This is a genomic window from Catenulispora subtropica, assembly GCF_039531675.1.
GTDB lineage: Bacteria > Actinomycetota > Actinomycetes > Streptomycetales > Catenulisporaceae > Catenulispora > Catenulispora subtropica.
This window is the reverse complement of sequence record NZ_BAAAQM010000031.1, coordinates 36,188-61,313: the sequence shown is the minus strand read 5'-3', so window position 1 is coordinate 61,313 and position 25,126 is coordinate 36,188. Positions and strand designations below refer to the sequence as shown.

24 protein-coding genes are annotated in these 25,126 nt (G+C 72.8%); 7 read left to right on the top strand and 17 right to left on the bottom strand.

Annotated features, from left to right (window positions below):
* Positions 1 to 14: 14 nt before the first annotated feature.
* From ABD466_RS25360 to ABD466_RS25340, 5 genes are read right to left on the bottom strand one after another with little or no spacing between them, the layout of a single operon-like run.
* The gene (locus ABD466_RS25360; protein WP_344659665.1) at positions 15 to 1,280 is read right to left on the bottom strand and encodes a cytochrome P450; all 1,266 of its coding nucleotides are present in this window, start codon (positions 1,278 to 1,280) and stop codon (positions 15 to 17) included.
* Positions 1,277 to 3,070, bottom strand: a complete 1,794-nt coding sequence (locus ABD466_RS25355; protein WP_344659664.1) for a non-ribosomal peptide synthetase — start codon at positions 3,068 to 3,070, stop codon at positions 1,277 to 1,279. The genes ABD466_RS25360 and ABD466_RS25355 overlap by 4 nt, the downstream gene beginning before the upstream one ends.
* Positions 3,067 to 3,837: a hypothetical protein gene (locus ABD466_RS25350; RefSeq protein WP_344659663.1), complete on the bottom strand. Its 771-nt coding sequence runs from the start codon at positions 3,835 to 3,837 to the stop codon at positions 3,067 to 3,069. The genes ABD466_RS25355 and ABD466_RS25350 overlap by 4 nt, the downstream gene beginning before the upstream one ends.
* Complete coding sequence (locus ABD466_RS25345) at positions 3,834 to 4,610, bottom strand: thioesterase II family protein (protein WP_344659705.1); 777 nt, start codon at positions 4,608 to 4,610, stop codon at positions 3,834 to 3,836. The genes ABD466_RS25350 and ABD466_RS25345 overlap by 4 nt, the downstream gene beginning before the upstream one ends.
* A gap of 2 nt (positions 4,611 to 4,612) precedes the next feature.
* Positions 4,613 to 4,876: a phosphopantetheine-binding protein gene (locus ABD466_RS25340; protein ID WP_344659662.1), complete on the bottom strand. Its 264-nt coding sequence runs from the start codon at positions 4,874 to 4,876 to the stop codon at positions 4,613 to 4,615.
* Positions 4,877 to 5,107: 231 nt separating this feature from the next.
* Here ABD466_RS25340 and ABD466_RS25335 point away from each other — a divergent pair, with 231 nt between their 5' ends.
* Complete coding sequence (locus tag ABD466_RS25335; RefSeq protein ID WP_344659661.1) at positions 5,108 to 6,631, top strand: diguanylate cyclase domain-containing protein; 1,524 nt, start codon at positions 5,108 to 5,110, stop codon at positions 6,629 to 6,631.
* 18 nt (positions 6,632 to 6,649) lie between these two features.
* Here the strand turns inward: ABD466_RS25335 and ABD466_RS25330 are convergent, their stop codons facing one another.
* On the bottom strand, positions 6,650 to 8,017 hold the full coding sequence (locus ABD466_RS25330; protein WP_344659660.1) for a DUF4082 domain-containing protein: 1,368 nt from the start codon (positions 8,015 to 8,017) through the stop codon (positions 6,650 to 6,652).
* Between the two features lie 368 nt (positions 8,018 to 8,385).
* Between ABD466_RS25330 and ABD466_RS44455 the strand changes: the two genes are divergently transcribed.
* The gene (locus ABD466_RS44455) at positions 8,386 to 8,538 is read left to right on the top strand and encodes a hypothetical protein (protein ID WP_425558730.1); all 153 of its coding nucleotides are present in this window, start codon (positions 8,386 to 8,388) and stop codon (positions 8,536 to 8,538) included.
* Between the two features lie 125 nt (positions 8,539 to 8,663).
* Here ABD466_RS44455 and ABD466_RS25325 read toward each other — a convergent pair whose 3' ends face one another.
* From ABD466_RS25325 to ABD466_RS25315, 3 genes are all read right to left on the bottom strand, one after another.
* Positions 8,664 to 9,650, bottom strand: coding sequence for a Gfo/Idh/MocA family protein (locus tag ABD466_RS25325; RefSeq protein ID WP_344659659.1), 987 nt, complete (start codon positions 9,648 to 9,650; stop codon positions 8,664 to 8,666).
* Positions 9,651 to 9,853: 203 nt separating this feature from the next.
* Positions 9,854 to 10,249 carry a GntR family transcriptional regulator gene (locus tag ABD466_RS25320; RefSeq protein ID WP_344659658.1) on the bottom strand — a complete coding sequence of 132 codons (396 nt, stop codon included), beginning with the start codon at positions 10,247 to 10,249 and terminating at the stop codon, positions 9,854 to 9,856.
* Positions 10,246 to 11,061 carry a hypothetical protein gene (locus tag ABD466_RS25315; RefSeq protein ID WP_344659657.1) on the bottom strand — a complete coding sequence of 272 codons (816 nt, stop codon included), beginning with the start codon at positions 11,059 to 11,061 and terminating at the stop codon, positions 10,246 to 10,248. The genes ABD466_RS25320 and ABD466_RS25315 overlap by 4 nt, the downstream gene beginning before the upstream one ends.
* An 87-nt stretch (positions 11,062 to 11,148) precedes the next feature.
* Between ABD466_RS25315 and ABD466_RS25310 the strand changes: the two genes are divergently transcribed.
* Both ABD466_RS25310 and ABD466_RS25305 read left to right on the top strand, forming a co-directional pair.
* A complete protein-coding gene (locus ABD466_RS25310; protein ID WP_344659656.1) occupies positions 11,149 to 11,778 on the top strand; it encodes a hypothetical protein in 630 nt (209 codons plus the stop codon).
* Positions 11,779 to 11,861: 83 nt separating this feature from the next.
* The gene (locus ABD466_RS25305) at positions 11,862 to 12,386 is read left to right on the top strand and encodes a hypothetical protein (protein WP_344659655.1); all 525 of its coding nucleotides are present in this window, start codon (positions 11,862 to 11,864) and stop codon (positions 12,384 to 12,386) included.
* Positions 12,387 to 12,593: 207 nt separating this feature from the next.
* Here the strand turns inward: ABD466_RS25305 and ABD466_RS25300 are convergent, their stop codons facing one another.
* From ABD466_RS25300 to ABD466_RS25265, 8 genes are all read right to left on the bottom strand, one after another.
* On the bottom strand, positions 12,594 to 14,108 hold the full coding sequence (locus ABD466_RS25300; protein ID WP_344659654.1) for an amidase: 1,515 nt from the start codon (positions 14,106 to 14,108) through the stop codon (positions 12,594 to 12,596).
* Positions 14,105 to 14,401: a hypothetical protein gene (locus ABD466_RS25295; protein WP_344659653.1), complete on the bottom strand. Its 297-nt coding sequence runs from the start codon at positions 14,399 to 14,401 to the stop codon at positions 14,105 to 14,107. Before ABD466_RS25295 ends, ABD466_RS25300 begins: the two co-directional genes overlap by 4 nt.
* Positions 14,398 to 14,781: a cupin domain-containing protein gene (locus ABD466_RS25290; protein WP_344659652.1), complete on the bottom strand. Its 384-nt coding sequence runs from the start codon at positions 14,779 to 14,781 to the stop codon at positions 14,398 to 14,400. The genes ABD466_RS25295 and ABD466_RS25290 overlap by 4 nt, the downstream gene beginning before the upstream one ends.
* Positions 14,782 to 14,877: 96 nt before the next feature.
* On the bottom strand, positions 14,878 to 18,069 hold the full coding sequence (locus ABD466_RS25285) for an ATP-binding protein (protein ID WP_344659651.1): 3,192 nt from the start codon (positions 18,067 to 18,069) through the stop codon (positions 14,878 to 14,880).
* A 123-nt stretch (positions 18,070 to 18,192) separates the two neighbouring features.
* Positions 18,193 to 19,251, bottom strand: a complete 1,059-nt coding sequence (locus ABD466_RS25280; RefSeq protein ID WP_344659704.1) for an NAD-dependent epimerase/dehydratase family protein — start codon at positions 19,249 to 19,251, stop codon at positions 18,193 to 18,195.
* A 96-nt stretch (positions 19,252 to 19,347) separates the two neighbouring features.
* A complete protein-coding gene (locus tag ABD466_RS25275; RefSeq protein WP_344659650.1) occupies positions 19,348 to 20,028 on the bottom strand; it encodes a class I SAM-dependent methyltransferase in 681 nt (226 codons plus the stop codon).
* On the bottom strand, positions 20,025 to 20,684 hold the full coding sequence (locus tag ABD466_RS25270; RefSeq protein ID WP_344659649.1) for a TIGR04282 family arsenosugar biosynthesis glycosyltransferase: 660 nt from the start codon (positions 20,682 to 20,684) through the stop codon (positions 20,025 to 20,027). Before ABD466_RS25270 ends, ABD466_RS25275 begins: the two co-directional genes overlap by 4 nt.
* Complete coding sequence (locus ABD466_RS25265) at positions 20,681 to 21,382, bottom strand: glycosyltransferase family 2 protein (protein WP_344659703.1); 702 nt, start codon at positions 21,380 to 21,382, stop codon at positions 20,681 to 20,683. Before ABD466_RS25265 ends, ABD466_RS25270 begins: the two co-directional genes overlap by 4 nt.
* 1,509 nt (positions 21,383 to 22,891) lie before the next feature.
* Between ABD466_RS25265 and ABD466_RS25260 the strand changes: the two genes are divergently transcribed.
* Genes ABD466_RS25260 through ABD466_RS25250 form a run of 3 tightly spaced genes read left to right on the top strand, consistent with a single transcriptional unit; the run spans position 22,892 to position 25,109 of the window.
* Positions 22,892 to 24,055: a molybdopterin-dependent oxidoreductase gene (locus ABD466_RS25260; protein ID WP_344659648.1), complete on the top strand. Its 1,164-nt coding sequence runs from the start codon at positions 22,892 to 22,894 to the stop codon at positions 24,053 to 24,055.
* Positions 24,052 to 24,351: a hypothetical protein gene (locus tag ABD466_RS25255; RefSeq protein WP_344659647.1), complete on the top strand. Its 300-nt coding sequence runs from the start codon at positions 24,052 to 24,054 to the stop codon at positions 24,349 to 24,351. The genes ABD466_RS25260 and ABD466_RS25255 overlap by 4 nt, the downstream gene beginning before the upstream one ends.
* Positions 24,348 to 25,109, top strand: a complete 762-nt coding sequence (locus tag ABD466_RS25250; RefSeq protein ID WP_344659646.1) for a response regulator — start codon at positions 24,348 to 24,350, stop codon at positions 25,107 to 25,109. The genes ABD466_RS25255 and ABD466_RS25250 overlap by 4 nt, the downstream gene beginning before the upstream one ends.
* Positions 25,110 to 25,126 lie beyond the last annotated feature (17 nt).

Sequence of the window (25,126 nt, the reverse complement as noted above, 5' to 3'; positions counted from 1 at the left end):
TGTCCCTCCGGGGGTCAGGCGCCGGTCTCGGCGGTCTCGGCGATCTCGGCGATCTCAATGGGCAGCGAGGTGAAGCCGAGGATGAAGTTCGACCGCAGCCGGACCGGGTCGCCGGCCAGCCGGAACCCGAGCCCTGAGTCCCGCAGCGCGCAGACCGCCTCGGCGAGCTCGACCAGTCCGGCCGGCGCCCCGATACAGCGGTGCACGCCGCTGCCGAAGGACAGGTGGCGGTTCGGCGAGCGCGTGATGTCGAAGCGCTCCGGCTCGGGGAACTGCGACGGATCGCGGTTCGCCGACACGTTCCACAGCGTGACGACGTCCCCGGCGGCGATGGCCGTGCCGGCCACCACGACGTCGCGCAGCGCCACCCGCTGGACGTAGGCGTTGGTGGAGCCCCAGCGCAGCATCTCGTCCAGGGCACCGGGCAGCAGCGCCGGCTCGGCGCGCAGCCGGTTCCATTCCCGCGGGTTCTCCAGGAAGGCCAGGAAGCCCGAGCAGATCGTGTAGGACGTCGTCTCGTTGCCGCCCACCGCGATGTTCATGCAGTTGTAGAGCAGCTGCGCCTCGGTCAGCGGCTCGCCGTTGATCTCGGCCCGCTGCAGCATGCCGATGACGTCGTCGTCCCCGGTGGCGTCGCCGCGCTCGTCGAGCAGGTCGGCGAAGAACTCGAAGATCTCGCTCTGCGCGTGGGCGAGCCGCAGACGCTCGTCGCCCGAGAGGTCGCACAGCGCCGCGTCCCGGTAGCCGACCATCCGCCGCGTCAGGCCGACGACGTGGCGGGCCTCGGCCGCGCCGATGGTGAACATCGCCATCAGCGCGCCGATCGGCAGCAGCGGGGCGAAGTCCAGGGCGAAGTCGCAGCCGCCCGCCTCGCGCAGGTCGCGCACGGCGCGGGTCAGCAGCGTGCGGACGCTCTCCTGGATGCGCTGGACCATCGCCGGGGCGAACGGCGGATGCATGACCTTGCGCAGGATGCGGTGGCGCGGCGGGTCCGAGGCCACGAGCATCTCGCCGGAGGCCGTGTCGCCGCCCTGCCGGAACGAGCCGCCGAGGATGGCGCCGTGCATCGAGCTGAAGGTGTCGTGGTCGATGTAGGCGGCGAGGATGTCGTCGTAGCGGGTCAGCGCCCAGAACTCGGTGCCGTCCGCGGAGGGGTTGCGGTAGACCGGCGCCTCCTCGCGGAGGCGGCGGAAGGCGTCGTGGTGGCGGTTCGCGGCGAAGAGTTCGACGTCGGTCAGGTCGATGGTGGTAGTGGCGGTGGCGGTGGCGGTGGCGGTCATGAACCCGCCCCCGGCTCCGTGCGCGCGTCGAGCACGGCGGCCAGATCACGCAGCACCGAGTTCTCCAGGATCACCCCGATGTCGACCGCCACCCCGGTCTCACGCTTGATCTGCTGGCGGACGCGGAAGGCCAGCATCGAGTTGCCGCCGAGGACGAAGAAGTCGTCGGTGACGCCGATGTCCTCCGTCGCCAGCAGCGTCGACCAGATCTTGGCCAGCAGGCGTTCGGCGGGGCTGGCCGGGGGCTGGTGGGCGCGGACGCGGGCCTCGTCGGACTCCAACAGCTCGATGAGCGCTTGCCGGTCGCGCTTGCCGTTGTCCGTGGCCGGGATCTTGGTGAGGATCACGATCTTGGCCGGCACCATGTGGTCCGGCAGCTCCCGCTCGGCGAACGCGCGCAGCTCCGCGGGCTGCAGCGGGCCCCGGCGGACCACGAACGCGACGAGGTTGCGGTCCTGGTCGTGGCCGTGCGGCAGGACGGCCGCGTCCCGCACCTGCGGGTGGCGTTGCAGGACCCGCTCCACCTCGCCGGGCTCGACCCGGTATCCGCGGATCTTCACCTGGTGGTCGGCGCGGCCGACGAAGTCCAGCATCCCGTCGGGGAGCACGCGGACCAGGTCGCCGGTCGCGTACATCCGGCCGCCGTCGGCCTGGAACGGATCGGGCAGGAAGCGGGAGGCGGTCAGCGACGGATCGCCGAGATAGCCGCGTGCGACACCGCGGCCCCCGACGTGCAGCTGGCCGACCTGGCCCGGGGCGACCGGCTGCGACGCTTCGTCGAGCACGTAGATGTGGGCGCCTTCGACGGCGGTGCCGATCGGGATGCTGGACGCTTCGGGCGCCACCGCGGTCACCTCGAAGGCGGTGCACGCGGTGGTGGCCTCCGTGGGGCCGTAGAGGTTGAAGAAGCGGCCTGAGAAGCTGCCCGCCAGCAGGTCCCGGCAGGTGCCGGCGAGGATCGCGTCGCCGCCGGTGTGGAGGATCCGCAGCGGGGAGAAAGCGTCCCGGTCCTCGCGCACGACGTGGTTCACGGCCATCGTCGGCACCAGCATCGCGGTGATGCGCAGGCGGCGCAGGGTGCGGCGGAGGTCGGAGGCGAGGAGGTCGGGCAGCGCGGGGAGCACCACGATCTGGGCGCCGTGGGCGAAGGCGCACCAGGTCTCGAAGTGGAAGGCGTCGAAGGAGGGGCTGGCGATCTGGCCGACCCGGTCGTCCGCGGTGAGCTCGGGCAGCGCCTGGTTCCGGGCGAAGCCGACGATGCCACGGTGCTCCAGGACGGTCGCCTTGGGCTGTCCCGCGGAACCGGAAGTGAACAGGATGCAGGCGGCGCTTCGAGGGTCTGCGACGGCGGGGACGAAGTCGGCGGTTTCCGTCAGGTCGTATTCGTCGTACGGGGTCAGCGCCCGGACCGTCTCGGCCGTGGCGTCGGCCGTCCAGTCGCGTTCGGTGAGCACGACGCGTGCGCCGCTGGCGTCGATCATCGCCTGACGGCGGGCCGCCGGATACCGGGGGTCGACGGCGACGTAGGCGCCGCCGGCCTTGAGCACGCCGAGGATGCCCGCGAACAGGCCGACACCGCGGCGCAGATGCAGCGCGACCGGTGCTTCCGGACCGACGCCGGCGGCGCGCAGGTCGCGGGCGACGGCGTCGGAGTAGGCGTCCAGCTCGCGGTACGTCAGGGTACTGTGGTCGTCGACCACGGCCGGCGCCGCGGGCTGCCGCTCCACCGCGCGGGCCCACAGGTCGGTGAGGGTGTCGGTCTTCAGACTCACCGACAGGGTGACAGTCATCGCGATCCTCCGTCGAAGGGGGCGGCCAGGGTGTCCAGGACGAGGCGCCGGGTGGCGGGGTCGGCCAGCAGGTCGTCGCGCGTCGTGTCGATCCGCACCGACACGGTCGTGCGGGCCCCGGGCCAGGGCTCGACGGCGGGCTGGTCGCGGGACAGGAAGCTGACGACGTCCGCGTCGAAGGCCGGGTGGTCGGTGCGGTGCGAGGCGGCGAGGTAGGCGAGCCAGTCGAGGAAGCCGTCCAGCAGCGGGGCCATGGCGTCCTCGGCGTCCAGCAGGTCCTGGTCGTCGGGTTCGCCGTCCGCCGCGTCGGCGATGCTCCGGCGGACCTGCTCGATCAGGTGGGCCTCACAGCGCTTGAGGAAGTCGTCCGAGCGGTCGGCCAGCAGGTCGGTGTGCCACCAGGAGGGCAGGCCGACCGGCTCTCCGGCGACCGACTCCAGGAGAAGGCGGTATTCGGTGCCGACGACCTGGGGCGTGCACAGCTCGCCGTTGAACAGCAGCAGGCGCGGGCAGCCGACGCGCAGGGCCACCTCCTGGCCGAGGGCGGACGCGCCGCAGTAGGCGAGGACGGCGTGGGCACCGCCCTGCTGGGGACCGGCCGCGGCCAGGGCCTCGGCGGTGTATTCGACCGCTGATGGGCCGCAGGGCAGCGGAGGCTGCATCAGGTATCTGACGTCGTAGCCGGCGTCTTCGAGGCCGAGGTCCGAGACCCGGGCTTCGGGGCGGCGTCCCGGGTAGTCGAGGACGAGCAGGACCGGATCGCTCATCGCACGCCCTCCGGAACCGGTGCGAGCCAGCGCTGGAGCTCGGCGACCACGTCGGCGGGGCAGAGCTGCACGAAGAAGTGGCCGCCGTCCAGGAACGAGCGGTCGGCCGGCGCGGTCGTCTCGCTGGTCCAGGGCGCCGGGGCCAGGGGGTCGTCCTTGCCGTAGAGGGCCAGGACGCGGCAGTTCAGCGGGGTGCCGGGTGCCCGGAAGGTGGTCAGCAGCTCGATGTCGGCGCGCAGGACGGGCACCGCGAGGTCGACCATCTCGTCGAGGAGCCCCTCTCCGGCCTCGTCGAAGAGCGCTGACACGCCGGCCGCCGCCAGCGCCTCGGCCACGTCGCCGCGGAGGGCTTCGTCGCTGGGCGGCTCCGCGCCGAGTTCGAAGCGCCGGATGCCGGGCGGGGCGCAGGCCGCGACGACGAGGCCGTCGACGGGGAGGCGGTGGGCCACGAGGAAGGCGAGGAGGCCGCCCATGCTGTGGCCGAACAGGACCAACGGGGCGTCGGGGGCGGCGGCGCGGGCGGCGCGCAGCTCGGCGGCGACATCGTCGGCCAGCGCGGCCATGTCCGTCGCGAACGGCTCACCGTAACCGGCCTCCCGCCCGGGCAGGTTGACGACGGTGAAGCGCCAGTCCGCGGGCAGCGTCTCCCGCCAGTCACGGAACCCCGAGGCGCCGGTCCCCGCGGCGGGGAACGCGACGAAGTCGACCGCCGTGGCTCCGCTCGGGCTGCTCTGCGGGACCAGCAGCGGCGCGGCCGACGACGGGGAGCCCATACTCACCCGACCTTCTGCGGCGACTCGATCCGCTCCGCCACCGCCCGCGGCGTCTTGGCGAGGAACACGTCCTGGATCGCCAGCCTGAGCCCGGCCTTCTTCAGATCCGCCACGCACAGCGCGGCCAGGAACGACGACCCGCCCCGCCCGAAGAAGTCGTCGTCCGCCCCGAAGTCCGGCACCTGGAGCCGGCGCCCGAACACGGCCGCGATCAGGGGGACGAGGCCCCCGTCCGGCGCGTCCCCGGAATCCTTGACGTTCGGCATCGGAAACCTCCCGTTGAATAGCGAATCCGCCAGTTCCCGTGCAGCGAGCCGCTATGACAACCCCGGAGGCTCGGAGGACGCTCGCACCGCGCTCGAGCGGCGACGACCGGTGCGACCGCACCATTCGTCCCATCGGGCCCACGAGTCGGCAAAAGGGTGGGAACTTGACAATGGGTGTGGTTATCGTTGACTCACTGTTGCCGCTCGCGCCGTCGAGAAGGGGGACGGGCCATGGCCGTGTCCGGCGCCGCCCGGCCGTCCCGGCTGCCGGGGCGCACCCAGAAGCTGCGCAAGCTGCTCGCCCAGGGCCGCTCACGGGAGGTGCTCTCGCTCAGCGGGCGCCTCCTGGAACGGCCCGGCGACCCGCAGGAGCGGGCGATCGCAGCGACGCAGCGACTGGCGGCGTACTTCAACATCGGCCAGGCCGGCTCCGCGGAATGCCGCGAGACCGAGGAACAGGCCGCGGAGCTGGCACGCGAGGTCGACTCGCCGACCTCCCTGGGCCACTTCCACGCCCTCGCCGCCGGTATCGGCAACGCACGCGGCTCAGCGGACCAGGCCCTGGCCCATCTCCTGGACAGCCAGCGGTATCTGAACGCCGAGCAGGCCGGCACCCCGGCCACCGAGCTGGCCTGGTACGACCTCGCCACCACACAGGGCAACCTGGGACTGGGCGACAACGCCTTGGCGTCGTTGCAGCGGCTGAGCCAGATGACCGGCGACCAGAAGGCGTGGCTGGCGCCACGCCTGGACGCCGCGCTGGCTCTGGACCACGTCGGCGACACGCAGGGTGCCATCGCGGCGCTGGAGGAGGTGCTGGACCTGGGGCGGCTCCATGCTGCCAGCGAACCCGGCGGGCTCCAGCACTGGGACGCCGTCAGTTACGCGTACGCCGCCGCTCGGCTGACTGTGCTCGAAGACGGTCACGCGGTCGATCTCCGTCGCCTCCGCCCCACCGCCGACGACGCCATAGCCCCGGCCTACGACCTGCTCATCCAGGCGTGTCTCGCCATCGCCACCCACCACCCCCGCCAGGCGCTGGCGTACCTCGACCGCATCGGCCCGGACTGCCCCCTTCCCGCCTCCGAGCTGCTGCGCGTCCGCTCCCTGGCCCTCACCGGCGTCGGCGACTCGAGCGGCGCGGTGGAGCTGGAACGCCAGTCCTTCCGGATCCAGAGCCAACGGATGGTGCAGCTGCAGCGCCTGATACTGACACAGCCGCCGCCGATCCACGCGGGACAGTCGAACCAACCGGACCAGCCGGCGTCGCACGGCGACGGCTGGGAGCTGTCGTCCTACGTCCGCGAGGCGCTGACCGACCCGCTGACCGGCCTGCCCAACCGACGTCACCTGGAGCGACGGATGTCCGAGCTGACCGCCACGGGACGGACGGCCGCGCTGGCGGTCCTCGACCTGGACGGGTTCAAACAGGTGAACACGGTCCACGGCCACGTCGCCGGAGACCGTGTGCTGAAACGGATCGCGGGAATCCTCGCGGGCGCCCTGCGGACGGGAGACTTCGTGGCCCGCTACGGCGGCGACGAGTTCGTCATCCTGCTGCCCGGCACGGACGAACCCGAGGCCCGGGCGATCGGCGCGCGGATCAGTATGGCGATCGCGTCGGCGGATTGGCATGCGATCGCCCCGCAGACGCCGATCGGGGCCAGTATCGGGTGGACGGAGCTTGGCGATCATCATAGTGCTGAGGCCGCGATTCAGGCTGCTGATCAGGCTATGTATGCGGTCAAGCGGTAGGCCGCGCTGCGGTTCGCATCAAGATGCATTGAACACCACATCGACCCAATAATTCGTGCCCGCACTGCCCGCACCCGGGAAAGTGGTCCCGCCTCCGTAGCCATAGGTCCCGTTTCCGTCCTGACCACTCCCACTCGCCGCCGCCGTCAACGGATAGCGCTGATGCGCATAGGAGAAGTAGCCAGTCGTAAACGAGTAGTTCCCAACCGGCGCGTGATACGACGCAACATATGTCGTCCCCGCGCGCACAGCGACCGGCATCGCGAACGTCATACTCTGCCACCCGGTGGCGCTCTCGCCGCTGAACGTACCGGTCGCCAGCTGAGTACCGTCGCTGCTCCACAGCGTCCCCGTGTGCGTCCCGCCGTTCAACGCGCCCTTGTAGAACCGGATCCCGCTGACCGTGCCGTTGACCGCCGGCGTGAAGCGGACCCCGAGCTCCACAGAGTTGGGATCGTTGCTGTTGGCCACCGCCGGAGTCGCGGAGTCGGCGAACAGCGAACACGGACACGCGTACGGCGGCGGCGCGGTGTCGACAGTGAAGCTCCACGTCGCCGGATCGCTCATCGCGTGTCCCCAGGCGTCCGCCGCCTGCACCGACGCAGTGAACGTACTCCCCGGCGGCAGCTGCGTCCCCGGCGTGAACGTCACAGTCGTAGCGGCGGCGTTGAGGGCAACGCTGCCAGGCACCTGAGCTCCAGCAGCGTCAGTCACGCTGAAATGCACACTGCTCGCATCCACCGGCGCGGAGAACGTCGCACTGACAGGCGTCGTTCCGGCCACCTTGGTCGCCTCGTCGCCGGGAGTCGTGTCAACGACGGTCGGCGCGTCGGTCGGCACATCGGCATCGTCGTAGACGACATCGACCCAGTAGTTCGCGGCGTTGTAGCTGTAGTGCGGAAACGCGGTGGCGCCGCCGTAGGTGTAGACGCCGTTGCCTCCGCCGGCATCGTCCGACGGTGCGGTGATCGGCGCCGCGCCAGCTCCGCCGTTCATGAAGTAGCCGGTGTCATACGCGTAATGCCCGTTGGGGGCGTAGTACGACGCGATATACGTCGTGTCTGGCCGCACCGGCACCGGATTCGCGAACATCAGCGTCTGCCACCCGGTGGCGGTCTCGCCTGTGAAGGTCCCGGTAGCCAGAAGCGTCCCGTCGGACGCCCACAGCGAGCCGGTGTGAGTCCCGGTATTAGCGCTCGACTTGTAGAACCGGATGCCTTGAATCCTGCCAGCGGACGCCGGCACCACCTTCACCCCGAGCACCACCCCGAAGAAGTCACCCGAGTCGGGCGTCCCAGGCACGGAATCCGCGGGGAACACAGAGCACGGACATTGGCCGTCACCTCCTCCGCTCGCCGCGGCGGCCTCGCCACCGGTCGCGACCATGACGGCCGTGGCAGCGGTGACGGCAGCGACGACGGCGGCGACGCCGGCTCGGAAGCGCGCACTCCGGCGCGGTGTGGACGCAGCCATTCCAGAACCCCTTCGAACCTTCGGAACCGGGACCGAGCAGAAGCAGAAGCAGAAGCAGAAGCAGAAGCAGGCACAGAGAACTGAGCAGAGAGCCGATAGGACGCTGCCGAGTCGGCCGCGACACGGAGCGGATGGGATCGATCACGCTCCGATGAGAAGCAGAGTACTGATTCAGTACCCGGAGTCCACAGTTCGGCGCCCTCGGTTGTGCGGATTCCGGGAGGAGGGACCACCTATTCCGCTCCCGCCGCCCACGTGCTTCGCACCACTTCTACGACGAGGTGCACCGGCTTTTCGGCACAACGTATCCGGCCGGGACCACCCTCGAATTGCAGGTCGACGGCGGGGACTCGGCCTCCTCTGCACCGTCGACCTCGCTGACTTCGAGAACGTGGGACCGGCACTGTCCCAGCCGGCCGGGTCGGTGTCGGTGACGAGCCAGGGGGCCGACCCCAGCGGTGCGGCCGACTCCACCTCGGCCGAACACAGTCGCGCTGTCCGGGACCGGCACCGAGCCCGGACCGGTGGAGGGAGGGTCCGCGGGGACCCTCCCACTCTTCTAACCCGGATAGACAACCCCGACCTGCGCGCGGACCTCGTCCATCGTCCGCATCACCGCGAGGGTCTCGGACCACGGTGCGAGCGGGCTCTGCTGGAGCCCGGCCCGTATGCAGCGCTGAGCCTCGATGGCCTCGTGCACCATGCCCTGGGCCAGGAACGGCGCCTCGACCCGCTCGACCAGGTCGTCCCCACGGAACACACTGAATCCGGACGGCGAGGTGAAGTACCGGCCGAACTCGATCCGGCCCTTCGTCCCGGCCACGGTCGCACTCCACGTCCCGTCGGCCGAGATCGAGCAGGTCAGCGCCGCGATGCCGCCACCGGGGTGGACGAGCGTGACGGCGGTGGTCTCGTCGACGCCCTCGGGCGTCAGCGTCGCGGCGGCCCGGACGACGCTCGGCTCCCCGAAGACGAGCCGCGAGATCGCCAGCGGGTACACGCCGAGGTCCAGCAGCGCGCCGCCGCCCAGGGCGGGATCGCGGACCCGGTGCTCCGGCCCGCTGTCGAAGTGGACGGAGAAGTCCGCGGCGACCAGCCGCGGCTCGCCGATGGCGCCGGCACGGACCATCTCCACCATCCGCAGGATGGCCGGCACGGTCCGCGTCCACATGGCCTCCATGAAGAAGACCCCGGCCGCCTCAGCCCGCCGGATCAGGTCCTCCGCCTGCGCGGCGTCCAGGGTCAGCGGCTTCTCACACAGCACCGCCTTGCCCGCGTCGAGGCACAGCGCGGCCGCCTCGTGGTGCGCCGAATGGGGAGTGGCGACGTAGACGATGTCGACGTCCGGGTCCGCGGCCAGCTCGGCCCAGGACCCATGAGCACGCGGGATGTCGTAGCGGTCGGCGAACGCCCGCGCCGTGTCGGGCGACCGCGACGCCACCGCCGCCACCTCCGCGTCCTCCAGCGTGAGGAGGTCTTCGGTGAACGTGGCGGCGATGGCGCCGGTCGCGAGGATGCCCCAGCGTATTTTGGCAGGTGGTGTCACCGGATGAGGATAGCCGCCGTCCGGTGGACCGATCAGTCGACGTTCATCGCCGTGTCGTCCACGACGAAGGACGTCTGGAGGTGCACGTGATCAGGCCCGAGGTGCAGCAGCTGTCGCCTTGATGCCCTGCCGCGTCGTGTGCCCGGCCTGAATCCCGGCGCGCGTCTCGTTATTTTGCCGCCCGCCCATCACCCAACGTCGCGTCAACCCTGCGGCTCGCCCGCCAGCTCCGCCGTCACCGCGGCGAGCGCCTCGTCGTCGGCGATGCCCAGGCGCCGGGTGGTGGTCGCGAAGGCGCGCGCCGCCTCGGTGAGCAGGCGGCGGGTGTCGGCGGCGGTGCGGGCGTCCGGGGCGCCGGGGGAGCGGGGTGCCACCACCGTGCCGGTGCGGACGCGGCTGGCGACCAGGCCGCCGGTTTCCAGTTCCCGGTAGGCGCGGGCCACGGTGTTCACCGCCAGGCCCAGGTCGCCCGCCAGTTGGCGGATCGGGGGCAGGCGGGTGCCCGGGGGCAGGGCGCCTGAGCCGATCATGGCCGCCACCTGCGCCCGGATCTGCTCGTAGGGCGGGACCGGGCTGGTGTCGTCGAGTTCGACGATCATGCGGAGTCCGGGGTGGCGGGCGGGGAGGGCCAGTAGGCGAGGATCCGGCCGAGCAGGGGGACGCCGATGCCGAGCAGGGCGTGGACGGCTGTCGCCGTGTTGTCGGGGGGCAGGATGTCGGCGGCGGAGAGTTGGGCGCTGACGCAGAGGCCGACCAGGACCATGCCGGACGCGGCGAGGACGTGCATGGAGCGCGAGCGTATCGCGTCGTCGGCGGCCGTGCGGTCGGGGCTCGCCAGCGGTTGCGGGCGGCGCAGGATGTGGCGTTGCGCGGCCAGGGCTACGGCGCCGGTCCCGACGCCGAGCCCGGTCCACAGTCCGACCTCGCTCAGGTCTCCGGCCGGGTGGGCGCCGTGGCGTACGGCGCACAGGATGGCGCTCGCCAGGCAGCAAGCCATCGCGCCGGGGACGGCCCAGCGTCCGGCACGTGGCAGGTAGTCGGACGTCCGGCGCGGCGTCAGCGACGCGGACGCCCGTGTGCCCGGGCTCCGGTCCAGGTGTGCGACACGGAGTTCGGCCACGGCCGCGCCGGCGAACCATCCGGCCAGCGCCCAGGGGAAGGTGATGAGGAAGGACCCTGTGACGGCCGCCGGGATCAGGACGCCGAGGGCGAACCCGACGGCCCGCCACCGCCTCGTGGCCGCCCGGTACACGATGATCTGGTTTCCGTTGGCGACGGTCACCGGGAGCGTGTGCAGGCGCGCGAACTCCTCCACCCGTCGGCGGGGTACGACGCCGACCACGGCGCGTGCCGTCGTCACGAGGAGGAGGCCGACGGCCAGGACGATGATCGCGTTCAAGGACACTGACACGCTAGTCAATGTAGCGAGACATTGCTACATTGTCGACGCGGCCGGCGATCCCCGCCGGTCCGTCATCGATGTCGTCAGGGGGCGGACATGGAACAGATGGTGCGCGACGAGGTCTGGGAGCAGCTCGACCCGAGGGCCGGGGCGCTCGGCGGGAAGCAGCGCAAGCGGGCGGCCGCCGCGGTCTGGGCGGCCGCCGTCCTGCTCGGCGCGGGGGTCGCGGTCGACTACTCGGGCGTCGTCCGGGCCCACCTCGCGCGCTCGGCCGACGTCGGCACCGGCGGCGCCGCGCTGACGACCTCGAAGGTCATCGCGCAGGAGGTCGCGGTGGAGAACACCGGCTGGACCACCGTCCGCGTCGTGGGGGTCGGCCAGGACGGCCCCGGGCTGAGGCTGCTCGGTTCCGCGGACCCGGATGTGCGGACCTCGGGGGTCCACGGGGCCCAGCCCCCGTTCGACCTGCACCCGGGACAGACCAAGACCGTGGCGGTCGCCTACCGCGTCACCGACTGCGAGGCCGTCCCGGCCGGTGCGTTCCCCGTCCAGATCCGCGTCGACCGGCCGTGGGGGACGCAGACGATCGGGATCTCCCTGCCGCAGGTCTATGACGGCGCCGGCGGGACGGCGGTCAACCCGCCGATGACCGAGTGGCAGAAGGACATGGCCGACCGGGCCTGCGGGCTCGGCCCATCGCCTGCCGCACCACGTGCGAACCAGTGACCTGCTCTCATCGCGCGATCTCGCGCGTCCGGGGTTGGACGGATTACTAGGTCACAGGCGTCTGCCGCTGCGAGCCTCTTCCCATGTACTCACGGAGAAACCGGGTCGGCCGGCGCGGCATCACCGCGACGGCCACCGCAGCCCTGTCGGCGCTGATCATGTTCTTCACTACCGGAGTGGCCCACGCCGACACCATCGTGGCCAACTTCACCCTCTCGTTTCCGGACACGTACCCAGGCACGACGTGGTATTCGGGCAACTTCGAGCTGACTTTCCAATCGGACGGAAACCTCGTCCTCTACCGCTGGACGGACTGGAAGGTGATGTGGGCCACCGGAACCTGGGGCTATGACGGCGGCAAGGGCCCGGCCACCCGCATCGACTGGTCGTCCAGCGGCTGGGCGCAGATCTACAACAAGTACGGCGAGCGCATCTGCTACCTCGCCCACAACAACGCCAACGGCGGTCCCTACGCGCCGGGCGGCCGAGCCATGCTCCAGGACGACGGGAACTTCGTCTTCTACACCACCGCCGACCAGCCGAACTGGTCCACCGGCACCTACGGCGGCCGCGTCGCCACGAACAACTACTGCGGCTACAGCCACTGAACCCGCTGAAAATGAATCGTCCCACCGTAGCCGCACTGGCTACGGTGGTGACGTTCACCCGCCCGGTGCGCAGGCAGCGGTTACTTCCGCTGATAACGGAGAGGTCGCAGGTTCGAGTCCTGCCGGGGCCCGCGAGGGTTCTGTAGCTCAGTCAGGTAGAGCACTACGTACCGCCGCCGATTCGATCTCGGGCGGGTTCACCGTCGGTCAGGCCACGACACCCGGTGTCCTCCCGGCCCACGGCGCCGCCTCCTCGAGTTGCGCCGCCAGCCGGAACAGCGTCGCCTCGTCGCCGAACCGCCCGAGGAAGTGCACGCCGATCGGCAGACCGTCGGTGTTCCAGGACAGCGGCACCGACATCGCCGGGCCGCCGGTGATGTTCGCGACCACCGCCGGGTAGGCGACGGTCGTGCCGCCGTTGTGCAGGGCCCGGAGCGGATCCTCGGGAGTCGAGGTCACGAACCCGAGCGGCGGCGGTGGCGCCGACATCGTCGGGGTGAGCCAGAGGTCGTACTCGCCCAGGAAGGCCGCGACCCGGCGCGAGAACCGTTGCAGCTCCTCGACCGCGAGCAGGTAGTCCGCAGCCGAGACGCGCCGGCCGGCTTCCCAGAACGCCCGGGTCACCGGTTCGAGCTCGTCCGCTTCCGGCTCGCGCCCGCGCCGCTTGATCCAGTAGCCGACGATCCACGCGGTCGCGGCGTTGAAGACGGTCCCGATCGCGTCGCCGACCTCCGGTGTCAGGCCGGGCAGGTCGGCCTCGGACGTCTCGTGGCCGAGTCCCGTGCACAGCTCCACCGCCTCCATCAGGGCTTTGACGCAGTCGGGATGTCCCGGCGACCCGTCCGGCACCCGCGGACTGAAAGCGATCCGCAACCGGCCCGGATCCGCCCCGACTTCGGCCGCGAACGGGCGTCGCGGCGTCGGCGCGGGGTACGGATCGCCGGCCGCGGGACCGCCGGTGGCGTCCAGCAGGGCCGCGCTGTCCCGAACCGACCTGGTCAGCGCGTGCTCGACGGCCCAGCCGCCCACCACGTCGCCGTACTCCGGCCCGAACGGGTTGCGCGCCCGCGTCGGCTTCAGGCCGAACAGGCCGCACGCCGAGGCCGGGAACCGGAGCGAGCCGCCGAGGTCGTTGCCGTGCGCCATCGGCACCATCCGGCTCGCCACCGCGGCCGCCGACCCGCCGCTGGAACCGCTGGTCGACCGCTCCGGATCCCACGGGTTCCGGGTCGCGCCGTACAGCACCGGCTCGCAGGCCGGGACCATGCCGAACTCGGGGGTGTTGGTCTTGCCGAGGATCACCAGCCCGGCGCGGCGCAGGCGGACCACGAGCTCGGAGTCGTACGTCGAGACGTTGCCCGCCAGGAACCGCGAGCCCTCGCTGAACGGGGCGCCGCGAAGCTCCACGGCCAGGTCCTTGAGCAGGTAGGGCACGCCGGCGAACGGCGGGTGCGGAGCACCGTCGCCGCCGGGGTCGCCGTCGCCGTCGGCGTCGCCGTCGCCGTCGCCGTCGCCGTCGCCGTCGATCCGCCGAGCCTGCTCCAGCGCCCGCTCGAACAGCGGCACCACCACCGCGTTCAGCCGGGGGTTCGCCCGCTCCACGCGCTCGACGGCCCAGCGCGTGAGCTCGACCGCGCTGACCTCGCGCCGCGCGACCAGCCCGGCCAGCGCCGTCGCGTCCAGCGCGCCGGTCTCCAGCACGGGGTCGCCGAGAGCGGTCATGACGTCGTCGCCTCCTCCCGCAGTCGCGCGACGTGCACGTCGCCGACCTCCTCGGTCCGCGGGGCCGGCAGCCCGGCGCCGGCCAAGGCGGCCGCGAAGTCGGCGCCGCCGCTGAACGCGCGGAACTGCTCGGCCGACGGGCACGCGTCGAACACGGTGATCCCGTCACCGCGCACCACGCACACGTGCAGGTCGACATCGCCGGCGTACGCGGCCAGCAGCTTGTCGTACGCCGGGAGCAGGGCGGCCGGATCGCCGTCGAAGTGGTACGCGCCCAGGAACATCGTCCTCACCTGGCTTCCGCGTTCTCGGCCTGGGCGTTGGCCATGACCACCGCCATGGTGGCGTCCAGGTCCGCGGTGGGGCTGAACTCGACCAGCTCGGTGCCGGCGAACATCAGCGGCAGGTGTCCGGGCGGGGCGTGGTAGGCGTCCCCGGCCTCGTACACCTCGTCGTGGTCGGCGTACCGGAACACGATCCGCCCGGTGACCACCACGCCCCAGTGCGGGGACTGGCAGCGATCGTCGGGCAGCCCGCGGAACAGCGGCGCCGGGTCGGTGTCCAGCTTGTGGGTCTCGTAGCCGACGGTGTACCCGCCGAGCTCGACGTAGCGGGCCTCGATGACCGGCTCGTCGACGGCGATGGGCGCCTCGGCCTTGGCGGTGCGGGGCATGAGCGGCCTCCTCGGGTCGGGGTGGCCGGGGAGCGGCACTCGGAGCGAGGCGCCGGCCCGGACCACCGGTTCACCCAGGAGGCGTGAGATCGGGCCTCACGATGTGAGCCACGTCTGCTCCGACTCCGGCTCGTAGACGCACAGGGTGCCGGTGCGCACCGACACCGCCAGGTGCCGTCCCAGATGACGGGGGTCGCGGCCGATGCGGTCGGTGGCCGCGCGCAGCCTGGACGTGACGCTGCTGCGGGCGCGCTCGGCGGCCGAGCCGGTGCGGCGCGGGCGGCCGCCGAGGCCGTAGGCGGCGGAGAGCTGGGCGACCAGCGCGTCGTGCTCGGCGGCGACGCGGGCCGAGCGGGCGGCGTCGCCGGCGGCGTCGGCGTCCTCGGCTTCGACGGCGAGCTGCCGCAGACGGCGGCGATAGGCGTCCCGGGCCCGGGCGTCGACGAGGTCGCCGAGGTCGCCGGGGGAGTGGAGGCCGGCGGAGCGGTCGGGGACGGCGGTCGAGGCGGTGGACGCTGTGGCCAGATCCAGCGCCGGGACCGGCGTGCCGGGCCGCGTCAGCAGGACGGCCAGGTCGTGCAGACCCTTGCTGTCCCGGACCCGCACCTCGCGCCCCCGATAGCGCAGGACCCAGAACTCCCCTTCGCGGCGGATCTCGTGCGGCGCCGCAGCCGGGGGCGGCGGTTCGGGGCCGCGCTCGCCGGCGGCGCGGCGGATCCGCTCCACGAGGGCTGCCATGCCGGCCTGCTCGGCGAGGCGCTCGGCCGCCGCGAAGTACTCACGCGCCCGCGCGCCGTCACCGTCGGCCGCGGCGAGCAGACCGAGGTAGTACCGCACCGGCCCGCGCAGAACCGCGCCGATGCCCTCGACGACGAACAGGTCGGCGTACGGGGCGAGCAGCGTGGACACCGTCGCCCCGACCGGGTGCCCGCCCACCGCGGCGACCGCCTCAGCGGCCTGGGCGAGCATCGGCAGCCACTCGCTGTCCCGCGGAGCCCCGGCCAGCCGCGGCGCCACGGCCGTCAACCGCGTCCGGGCCTCGTCCAGGTCACCGCGCTGGGCCGCGGCCAGCGCGAGCGTCACTTTCGGCCACACCCCGGGCAGGGCGTCGAGCCGCGGCATGCCGTCAAGGAAGCGGACCAGGGCTTCCCGGCCGTCCGGCAGGCGGTCGGACAGCAGGAACCAGCGCTGGGTGTCGGCCAGCATCGCCGCGTTCGGACTCCCGGACCGGCGAGCCAGGTCATCGGTCTCGCCGAGCGCGGCCTCACAGTCGGCGAACCGGCCCTGCATCAGCGCCCGCATACCTCGCCACAGCGGCACATACCACGCGTAAAGCGGCTGCCGCAGCAGCCGGGCCGCCGCGTCGAACGCCACCGCCTCATCCTCGGCCCCGGCGGCATCACCGGCTTCCAGCAGCGCCACCAGCCGGAACCGCCGCCCGAGCAGCTCCAGCGGCACGTCATGAGCCTGGCGCGCGCACGTGATCATCTCCTCGGCCCACCGCTGCCGCGCATCACGGTCGTCAGGCCCCGACTTCGCGTCGCAGAGGGCGGACAAGGCATAGGCGACGGCCCCCGGATCGCCACTCGCCCGAGCCACCGCGACGGCCTCCTCGGCCAGAGCGGTGCGGCGGCCGACGTCCTCCATGAGCGAGGTCGCGACGGACAGGCGTGCGGTCACCAGCGCCAGCAGGTTGTCCTTCGGATCGGGGTCCACCGCGAGCCCGGCGCGCGCTTCCTCCAGAAGGTCGATCTGCTCCCGGTCGAACAGGTCCACTTCGAACCCGGCCGATCCCGCACCCAGCCCCAAGGCCGCCTCAGCCAGCAACGCCCGATCGCCCGCCTCGCGCGCGGCGGCAGCGGCCCGCAGGAAGTCACCCCGCGCCCCCGCCCGATCGCCCGCGCCGAGCCGCGCCGATCCCGTCGCCACCGCCAGCCGCGCCCGATCCCCGGCCGCGCGCCCGTCCCACCGCGCCGCCTCGTACCACCGCACCGCGTCGTCGAACGCCAGCAGCCCCGCGGCATGATCGCCGGCCCGCCACGCGTACTCGGCCGCCGCCTCGCCGTCCGAACCGGCGCGCGCCAGGTGGTCGGCGACCTCCGCCGGGCCCACGTCGCGACCTCGGCGCGCGAGTTCGGCCAGAGTCGCCGCGATCCGCGCGTGCAGCTCCGGGCGCTCCGCGTCCGGGATCGCGTCGTACACGGCCTCGCGCATCAGGTCGTGGCGGAAGCGGCCCAGCCCCGGGCCCTCGGGAGCGGCCAGGCCCGCCGACTCCGCCGCGGCGAGTGCTTCGCCGGCCCGGCTGAGCGGCACGTCGGCGGCCGCTGCGAGGACGTCCAGATGGAAGCGCGTGCCCAGGGCCGCGGCCACACCCAGCACGGCGCGGTCCGCTTCGGGGAGCAGCGCGGTCCGGGCCAGCACCGCGTCCCGCACCGACATCGGAACCCGGCCCGAGCCCGCATCGCCGATCACCCGCTGCCGCAACGACTCCACGACGAAGAAGGCGTCTCCACCGGTGCGCTTCAGCAACGCGCCGACCTCGCCCGGATCAGCGGGCCGGCCACCGTCGGCGGCGGCCAGCAGCGCGCCGACGTCGTCCTCCGACAGCGGCCCGAGCCGCAGCCCGCGCCCGGCCCGCAACAACGCCGCCCGCCGCTCCTGCCGACCCGGCCAGTCGGCCTCACTGTCCCGCGCCGTGGCCAGGATCACGACCGGCCCGGTCCGGACCGTCGAGGTCAGGTCTTCCAGCAGACGCAGCGATGACGCGTCGGCGTCATGCACGTCGTCGAGCACCAGCAGCACCGGCCCCGCCCGCCCCACGGCTCGCAGCAGCTCGGCGATGTCGCCGGTGAGGCGCAGCCGCGCTGCGCCGGGATCGCGCGGGGCACCCGTCGCGCTCGCTGCATCGGTCGGGCCGGCCTTGCCGGTCTGACCGGTCTGACTTGTCCGTCCAGCCCGACCGGCCGTCTCGCCCGCCGACACCCGCCCCGCCAACAGCGCCCGCAGCGGCGCCGACTCGGCCACGATCCGCCCGCACCGCTCGTCCGCACCGGCGACCTCGCGCAGCACCCGGGCCCACGGCAGATAGGCCCCACCGGGCTGGCACCAGCCCCAGAACACCCGAAAGCCCTCAGCACGCCGCGCCACCTCCTCGGCGGTGGCCGTCTTGCCCGCACCGGCAGGCCCGGTCAACAGCACCAGACCTCCGTGCCCGGCCCGGGCAGCGGCCAGCGCCGCGCCGATCTCGCCCAGAATCGCGCGCCGCCCGACGAACCGCACGGTCTCCATCGCTGGCCCTCTCTGTCACGAGCCTACGAGTGCCGGGGCTGGGGCGCGCCCGCAACGCGCGGGTGGGCGCTTCTGCGTGGCTCGGCGTTCACTGAACGTCGGCGACCGATCGTCCTACCCGCCTCAGATGTCGCAGGAGCCTGCGAACTCCTTCAACCCCTCGGCGAAGTCGACTTCAGGCTCCCACCCCAGCTCGTCGCGCAACCGCCGACTCGACGCCGTCACATGCCGCACATCGCCCAACCGGTACCGCCCCGTGAGCACAGGCTCCGGCCCTCCGGTCGCCGCAGCCAGCCCGGACGCCAGGTCCCCCACCGTCCGCGGCGTCCCGCTGCCTACGTTGAACGCCCGAAAGGTCCCCGCCGAAGCATTCGCTGTCCAGTTCAGCGCCGCCACGTTGGCCGCGGCGACGTCGCGCACGTGCACGAAGTCGCGCCGCTGGCCGCCGTCCTCGAACACCAGCGGTGCGCGGCCGGCCGCCAGGGCCGACCGGAAGATCGCGGCGACTCCCGCGTACGGCGTGTCCCGCGGCATCCGCGGGCCGTACACGTTGTGGTACCGCAGTGCCGCGACCGTGCCGCCGCACGCCCGGGCCCACGCCGACGTCAGGAACTCCTGCGCGGCCTTGGTCGCCGCGTAAACGTTCCGTGGGTCGAGCGCGGCCGATTCGTCCACCAGTCCGGGCACGAGCTCGTCGCCGCAGCTCCCGCACAGCGGCTCGAACCGGCCTGCGGCCAGATCAGCCTCCTGGCGAGGAGCGGCGGCCACCTGGCCATGCCGGGGACAGTCGTACCGGCCCTCGCCGTAAACGACCATCGACGACGCCAGCACCAGCCGCCGCACCCCGGTCCGCGCCATCCCGGCCAGCACCACGGAGGTGCCGAGGTCGTTGCAGCCCGCGTACAGAGGCGCGTCGTTCAGATCCACACCCAGCCCGACCATCGCCGCCTGATGGCAGACCACGTCGACGTCCTGGAGCGCTCCCGCGACCGCCGCGGTGTCCCGCACGTCCGCCTCGATCAGCTGCACACCCTCGGGCAGCCGTGCCCGGGCGGCCGCCGGATCCGGATGCACCGCGCTCAGCAGCACGTCGAGTGCGACGACCTCATGTCCCGCGGCCAGCGATGCGGCCACGATGTGCGACCCGATGAACCCGGCTGCGCCGGTCACCAGCACCTTCATCTCAGCTACCATCCTTCCGGTTCCCTGCGACGTCCACCGTTACGGCCGCCGTCCCGGCAGCCGTTCCGTCCGCTATTCCGTCCGCTATTCCGTCCGCTATTCCGTCCGCTGTTCCGTCCGCCGTTCCGGCCGTCGCAGCGCCACGAACCGCCGCCCGTCGGCCGACCAGCGCTCGGCCACGACGAACTCGAGCGCCACCGCTGTCCGCGCCAGGGCCTCACTCCCGATCCGGGTCCAGCCGAACGGCTCCCCGCCGCCGTCGAACGTCACGACGTAGTCCTCGTGGACGTCGTCGGCCTCGGTCTCCACCACCAGCTCCCCGTCGCCGGGCCGGATGAGCTCCCGCACCCGGGACAGCAGTGCCGCAGGATCGCCGCCGATGCCGATGTTCCCGTCCATCAGCAGTGCGTGCGGCCACCGCCCGGCCCCGGGCAGCCGCCCGAAGACGCTGCGTTGCAGCACGGCGGCGCCCGCGGCCCGCCCGAGCAGGACCGCGGCCGGGGACACGTCGACGCCCAGTGCCGGGATCCCGCGCCGGGCCAGCTCGGCGACCAGTCGTCCCGGGCCGCAGCCCAGGTCGAGGGTCGGACCCTGGCAGCGGTCGAGGACCGCGCGGTCGACCGCGTCCGGCGCGGCGGTGAACCGCGCCGCGTCCAGCGCCAGCGTCCGGCCGGTGCTGGTCCGCAGGAGCAGAGGGCGTCCGGGATCACTGAGGGCCTGTGCGTAGCGGGTGCTGGACGTCCAGGCGCCGGCGGCCGCGCTCGCCGTCGCCGTCACGATCCGACCGGCGCGCCGAGCCGCCGCCGCAGCACGTGGAACCGGGTGCCGAACCGGCTGTCCGGGACGAGGTCGGCGACGTGTGCGGCGTCCTGGGCCAGGTCGACGTCGCGCAGCGTGGGGGCCGAGCGCACCCGCAGCCCGGCCTCTTGCAGGCGCCAGAGTTGATCAGCGCCAGTATGATCTGTGGACATCGGCACGTCGTATAACAGGCCCTTGAGGTCGTGCCGACGAGGACTCCGGAACCCGAGACACCAGAACCCGCCGTCGTCCGCCATCCCGAGGGTCGCATCCTCTGAATCAGCGGGCAGACACGCGGTCAGCAGCTCCGGGCTGATCTGCGGAGTGTCCATGCCGACCAGCAGCACCGGACCCGGATCACGCAGGGCCGCGGCTTCGAACGCCGCCGCCAGCCGGCGATCGAGGGGGCCCTGAACCTGCGGCACCACCGTGAAGCTCCGCGACCACGACGCCCGAGGCTCGCCGTCCAGCACGAGCAGTCGATGTCCGGCTTCTGTCTCAGCCACGGCGTGCAGCGTGTCCTCCAGAGCGGCCGCCGCGAGCAGGGCCGCCTCCCGCGGACTGAACGGCGGCGTCAGCCGGGTCTTGACCCGGCCGGGCACGGGCGTCTTGGCGATGACGATCAGGGTGCTCACTCGGTCGCCGCCTTCCAGACCCTGCGCATGTCCCCGACGGCCTTGACCGTGCCGCCGATCGTGCCGGTGACCTTCGACTTGCCGGTGCGCGGCGCGTAGGGGACGTCGGTCTCCCCGATCCGCCAGCCCGCGTCCGCGGCCTTCAACACCATCTCCAGCGGGTAGCCGAACCGCCGGTCGGCGATCGCCAGTTCCAGCAACGCCTCCCGCCGGGCGGCCCGCATCGGCCCCAGATCCCGCAGCGCCACGCCGGTCGCGCGGCGGATCCGGTACGCGAGCAGGCGGTTGGCCAGGCGTGCGTGGGGCGGCCAGGCGCCCCGGGACGTGGGCCGGCGCTGCCCGAGGAACAAGTCGGCCCGTCCGGCCAGTACCGGACCGGCGACCTTCGGCAGGTCGGCCGGATCGAACGAGCCGTCGCAGTCCAGGAAGCAGACGACGTCGGCGGTCGCGGCGAGCAGCCCGGCGTGGCAGGCCGCGCCGAACCCGCGGTGCGGCTCGTGGACGACGCGGGCCCCGAGCCGCGCGGCGACCTCCGGGGAACCGTCGCTGGACCCGTTGTCCACGACGATCGCACGATAATGCGACGGCATCCGGCTCAGCACGAAGGGCAACGCCCCGGCCTCGTCGAGGCACGGCAGGATCACGTCGACCGGAACAGCGTCCCAGGACTCTGCGACGCCTCCGGTCTCGGCGGTCACCGGCTCCTCGCGCGCACCGGGGGTGCGCGCCGTTCGGAGCCGGCCGACCGACCACGCCGCGACGACGAGCACGCCGGCCGCGCCGTAGCTCCAGCCGACGCGTTCGCCGAGTTGTCCGGCGTACCCGGCGAGGGCGACGGCGAGCCAGGGCGTCGCCCGCCATCCGCTGAACACGACCAGCAGCACCAGCAGTTCCGCGTACCAGGCGTAGCTCGGCGCGGCGACCAGCAGCGTGATCCCGGTCATCACCACCGCCCCGCGCCACGGCCGCGTGGGATCGGCGAACCACCACACCAGCACGGCCGTCGCGGCGAGCACCACGACCGCGCCCGCCGAGGTCCATCCCTGCGGCAGGAACAGGTCGAGGACGGCGAAGCGGCGGCCGTCGTCGTAGCCCTCTTCGTTCAGATAGCCGCCGAGGAAACCGGCTGCACCGCGGCCGACCGCCACGACATGCGGGAGATACACGACAGCGACGACTCCACACAGCGAAGCCAGCAGCGGCAGCCCCTTGCGCCGCACCGAGGACGGCACCAGGAACCCCGGCGTCACCTTCGTCGCGACCGCCAGCCCCAGCACGGCTCCGCCGGCCACCGCTCTGGTGGTCGTCAGAGTGCGCCGTGCCCCGAGGATCACCAGCGCGCAGGCGGTGGGGATCATCGCGATGACGTCCACGTGCCCGTTGTTGCCCGCCTCGATCGCGACCAGCGGGCACCACGCCCACAGCACGGCCAACCGTGGATCGGCGCCCACGCGTGGCAGACCCCAGATGAGGACAGCGGTGACCAGCACCGCCGCGACTCCGGCGAACACCTGGACGCCCTTCGGACCCGACCAGTGCACCAGCCAGAAGTACGCCTGAGCGACCGGCGGATAGATCGTGTGGACGAGCGGTCTGTTGATCAGCGTGCAGGCCGCCGTGACGTCCGGGCCCGACCCCACGCAGTGCCCCGGAGGCGCACTCGACGGGAACAGCTCCGGGCTGCGCAGCGGAACGAGGCGCGAGGCCACCGGGACGTAGCGGTAGGGATCGATGCCCCGCGCCTGTACCCGGCCGTCCCACACGTAGCGATACAGGTCGTCCGAATAGCGCGGCGGCGCCGTCAGGGCCGCGATCTGCGTCGCGACCGCACCGCCGAGCGTCACCACCGCGGCTCGGCCCCGGGCCAGCGACGCGACCAGCCACGCTCCGAGGCCGTAGACCGCGAACAGGGCCGCGAGCAGGGCGAAGCCCTGGAGCCCGAGCGACCACGGCGAGCCGCCGGGCAGCCGGACCGCGACCGCGACTCCCGCGACCAGACCGGCCAGCACGACGAGCGCGGCGCCGAGCCGGACCCGATGGGTTCCCGTCTTCATGGCTCCACCCTGGCCGAGGGCGCGGCTGCGCAGGGAGATCCCACGCCGGGCCGTCACCGGTCTGTAAGACCTGGTCGCGGGCTCCGGCGGCCGTCATCACTTCGTAAGACGTCGCCGGCACCGCGAGCCCCGCCGAGACGGTTATCTGGTCCCGTGAGGAAACCACCACTGCCAAGCTTCCGAAGCCGGCTGCACGACGAGCGCACCGCGACGCTCATCGGCACCGCGCTCGGCGTCGCGTTCGCCACGGCCTTCCTCACCGGACTGGTCAGCCATGTGCTCCAGCACCCGCCGTCGTGGCTGGCGCACCACCTGCCGACCCGGCCCAGCTGGGGATACCGGCTCACGCAGGGGCTGCACGTGAGCAGCGGCATCGCGGCCATCCCGCTGCTGCTGGCCAAACTCTGGACCGTCTACCCCAAGCTGTTCGAGTGGCCGCCGCTCAAGTCGGTCGCGCACGCGCTGGAGCGGCTGAGCATCCTCGTGTTGTTCGCCGGGGCGGTCTTCGAGCTGGTCACCGGCCTGCTGAACGCGGCGCAGTGGTACGTGTGGGGCGACCAGTTCCCGTTCGTCCAGACCCACTACTGGGTCGCGTGGATCACCGTCGGGGCGCTGGTCGTGCACGTCGGGGTCAAGGCCCCGGCCATCGCGCGCGGGTTCCGCGGCCCCGGGACGGAGCTGGTCGAGGCGTACCAGGCGGATGTCGAGGCGCGGCGCCAGGGGGTGTCGCGCCGGGCGTTCATCACGACGACGGCGGCGGCGGCCGGGACGGTCACCGTGGCCACCGTCGGGCAGTCCGTCACGAGCGTGGCGCCGGTGTCGGTGCTGTCCCCGCGCGATGTCGGCTTCGGTGAGCTGGACGTGCCCGTCAACCGCACCGCCGTGCAGGCCGGGATCACGCCGGCGGTCACGGCCGCGGACTGGCGCCTGGAGGTGAGCGGCGGCGCCCGGGAGCTGAGCCTGAGCCGGGAGGAGCTGACGGCCCTGCCGCAGACCTCCGTGAAGCTGCCCATCGCCTGCGTCGAGGGGTGGTCGGTGGACGCGCAGTGGCAGGGCGTCCGGATCAGCGAGCTGATGGACATGGCGGGCGTTCCGCATCACGCCGACGTGCGAGTGGAGTCCATGGAGACCTACGGCGCCTACGCCGTCACGATCCTGGAGCGCGAGTACGTCCGCGACCCCTCCGCGCTGCTCGCCCTGCGGCTCAACGGCGAGGTGCTGACCCTGGACCACGGCTATCCGGCGCGGATCATCGTGCCGAACCGGCCCGGCGTCCTGCAGACCAAGTGGGTCCGGCGGCTGGCGGTGATCGCGTGAAGGCGCTCCGTTACACGACGATCCTGGCCGGAACCGGCGTCGCGCTCTACGGCGTCGTCGGCCTGCTCACCGCGCCGGAGGTCCGGCGCCCGGCCGACGTCACCGCCTGGCTGCTCGGCGGGGTCGTGCTGCACGACGCGGTGCTGGCCCCGGTGGTCTTCGCGCTGTGCTGGCTCGCCGCCCGCACCACCTCACCGCGGGTGCGCCGGGCACTGGCCGCGGCACTGCTGGTCGCCGGGGCGACTACGCTGGTGGCCGCGCCGATCCTGCTGCACGGAAGGGTGGCGATCCGATGACGGCTCCGATGGCCGCGACGGCCGGACCGAGCCGGCCGAGCTGGGACGTCCTGGTCGTGGAGGACGACACGACGGTGGCCGAGGTGGTCGCCGCCTACCTGACCCGCGAGGGCTACACCGTGCGCTGCGCCGCCGACGGTCCCTCCGCGGTCGCCGCCGCCCGCGAGCGCCTGCCCGACCTGGTGCTGCTGGACCTGATGCTGCCCGGGTTCGACGGCTACGAGGTGCACAAGCGCATCCGCGCCCTGGGCGAGGTGCCGGTGATCATGCTGACCGCGCGCGGTGAGGAGAGCGACCGGATCCTGGGACTGGAAGTCGGCGCCGACGACTACGTGACGAAGCCCTTCAGCCCCCGCGAGCTGGTGCTGCGGGCCGCGAGCGTGCTGCGGCGCGCCGGGGCCGGCCGGCCGGGTCCGGGGCAGGCACCGGACGTGCGGCGGGCCGGCGAGCTCGAAGTGGACGTCACCAGCCACCAGGCCCGGCTGCGGGGGGAGCCGCTGGCGCTCACGGGCCGCGAGTTCGACCTGCTGGCCTTCCTGCTCAAGCATCCCGGCCAGGCGTTCACGCGCGCGGAGCTGATGAAGCAGGTGTGGGGCTGGGAGTTCGGGGACCAGTCGACGGTGACGGTTCACGTGCGCCGGCTGCGGGAGAAGATCGAGGCCGATCCGGCCGTGCCCGCGGTGATCGCGACGGTGTGGGGGGTCGGCTACCGCCTGGACGTGCCGGGCGGCGGGACGGAGGACATAGCAGGTGAATGACGTCCGGTGTTCCGGAA

What these genes read in the sequence shown, in the direction of transcription:
- ABD466_RS25360 (WP_344659665.1), bottom strand. Translation starts at nt 1,280, where the DNA reads ATGACCGCCACCGCCACCGCCACCGCCACTACCACCATCGACCTGACC.
- ABD466_RS25355 (WP_344659664.1), bottom strand. Translation starts at nt 3,070, where the DNA reads ATGACTGTCACCCTGTCGGTGAGTCTGAAGACCGACACCCTCACCGAC.
- ABD466_RS25350 (WP_344659663.1), bottom strand. Translation starts at nt 3,837, where the DNA reads ATGAGCGATCCGGTCCTGCTCGTCCTCGACTACCCGGGACGCCGCCCC.
- ABD466_RS25345 (WP_344659705.1), bottom strand. Translation starts at nt 4,610, where the DNA reads ATGGGCTCCCCGTCGTCGGCCGCGCCGCTGCTGGTCCCGCAGAGCAGC.
- ABD466_RS25340 (WP_344659662.1), bottom strand. Translation starts at nt 4,876, where the DNA reads ATGCCGAACGTCAAGGATTCCGGGGACGCGCCGGACGGGGGCCTCGTC.
- ABD466_RS25335 (WP_344659661.1), top strand. Translation starts at nt 5,108, where the DNA reads ATGGCCGTGTCCGGCGCCGCCCGGCCGTCCCGGCTGCCGGGGCGCACC.
- ABD466_RS25330 (WP_344659660.1), bottom strand. Translation starts at nt 8,017, where the DNA reads ATGGTCGCGACCGGTGGCGAGGCCGCCGCGGCGAGCGGAGGAGGTGAC.
- ABD466_RS25320 (WP_344659658.1), bottom strand. Translation starts at nt 10,249, where the DNA reads ATGATCGTCGAACTCGACGACACCAGCCCGGTCCCGCCCTACGAGCAG.
- ABD466_RS25310 (WP_344659656.1), top strand. Translation starts at nt 11,149, where the DNA reads ATGGAACAGATGGTGCGCGACGAGGTCTGGGAGCAGCTCGACCCGAGG.
- ABD466_RS25305 (WP_344659655.1), top strand. Translation starts at nt 11,862, where the DNA reads ATGTACTCACGGAGAAACCGGGTCGGCCGGCGCGGCATCACCGCGACG.
- ABD466_RS25300 (WP_344659654.1), bottom strand. Translation starts at nt 14,108, where the DNA reads ATGACCGCTCTCGGCGACCCCGTGCTGGAGACCGGCGCGCTGGACGCG.
- ABD466_RS25290 (WP_344659652.1), bottom strand. Translation starts at nt 14,781, where the DNA reads ATGCCCCGCACCGCCAAGGCCGAGGCGCCCATCGCCGTCGACGAGCCG.
- ABD466_RS25285 (WP_344659651.1), bottom strand. Translation starts at nt 18,069, where the DNA reads ATGGAGACCGTGCGGTTCGTCGGGCGGCGCGCGATTCTGGGCGAGATC.
- ABD466_RS25280 (WP_344659704.1), bottom strand. Translation starts at nt 19,251, where the DNA reads ATGAAGGTGCTGGTGACCGGCGCAGCCGGGTTCATCGGGTCGCACATC.
- ABD466_RS25250 (WP_344659646.1), top strand. Translation starts at nt 24,348, where the DNA reads ATGACGGCTCCGATGGCCGCGACGGCCGGACCGAGCCGGCCGAGCTGG.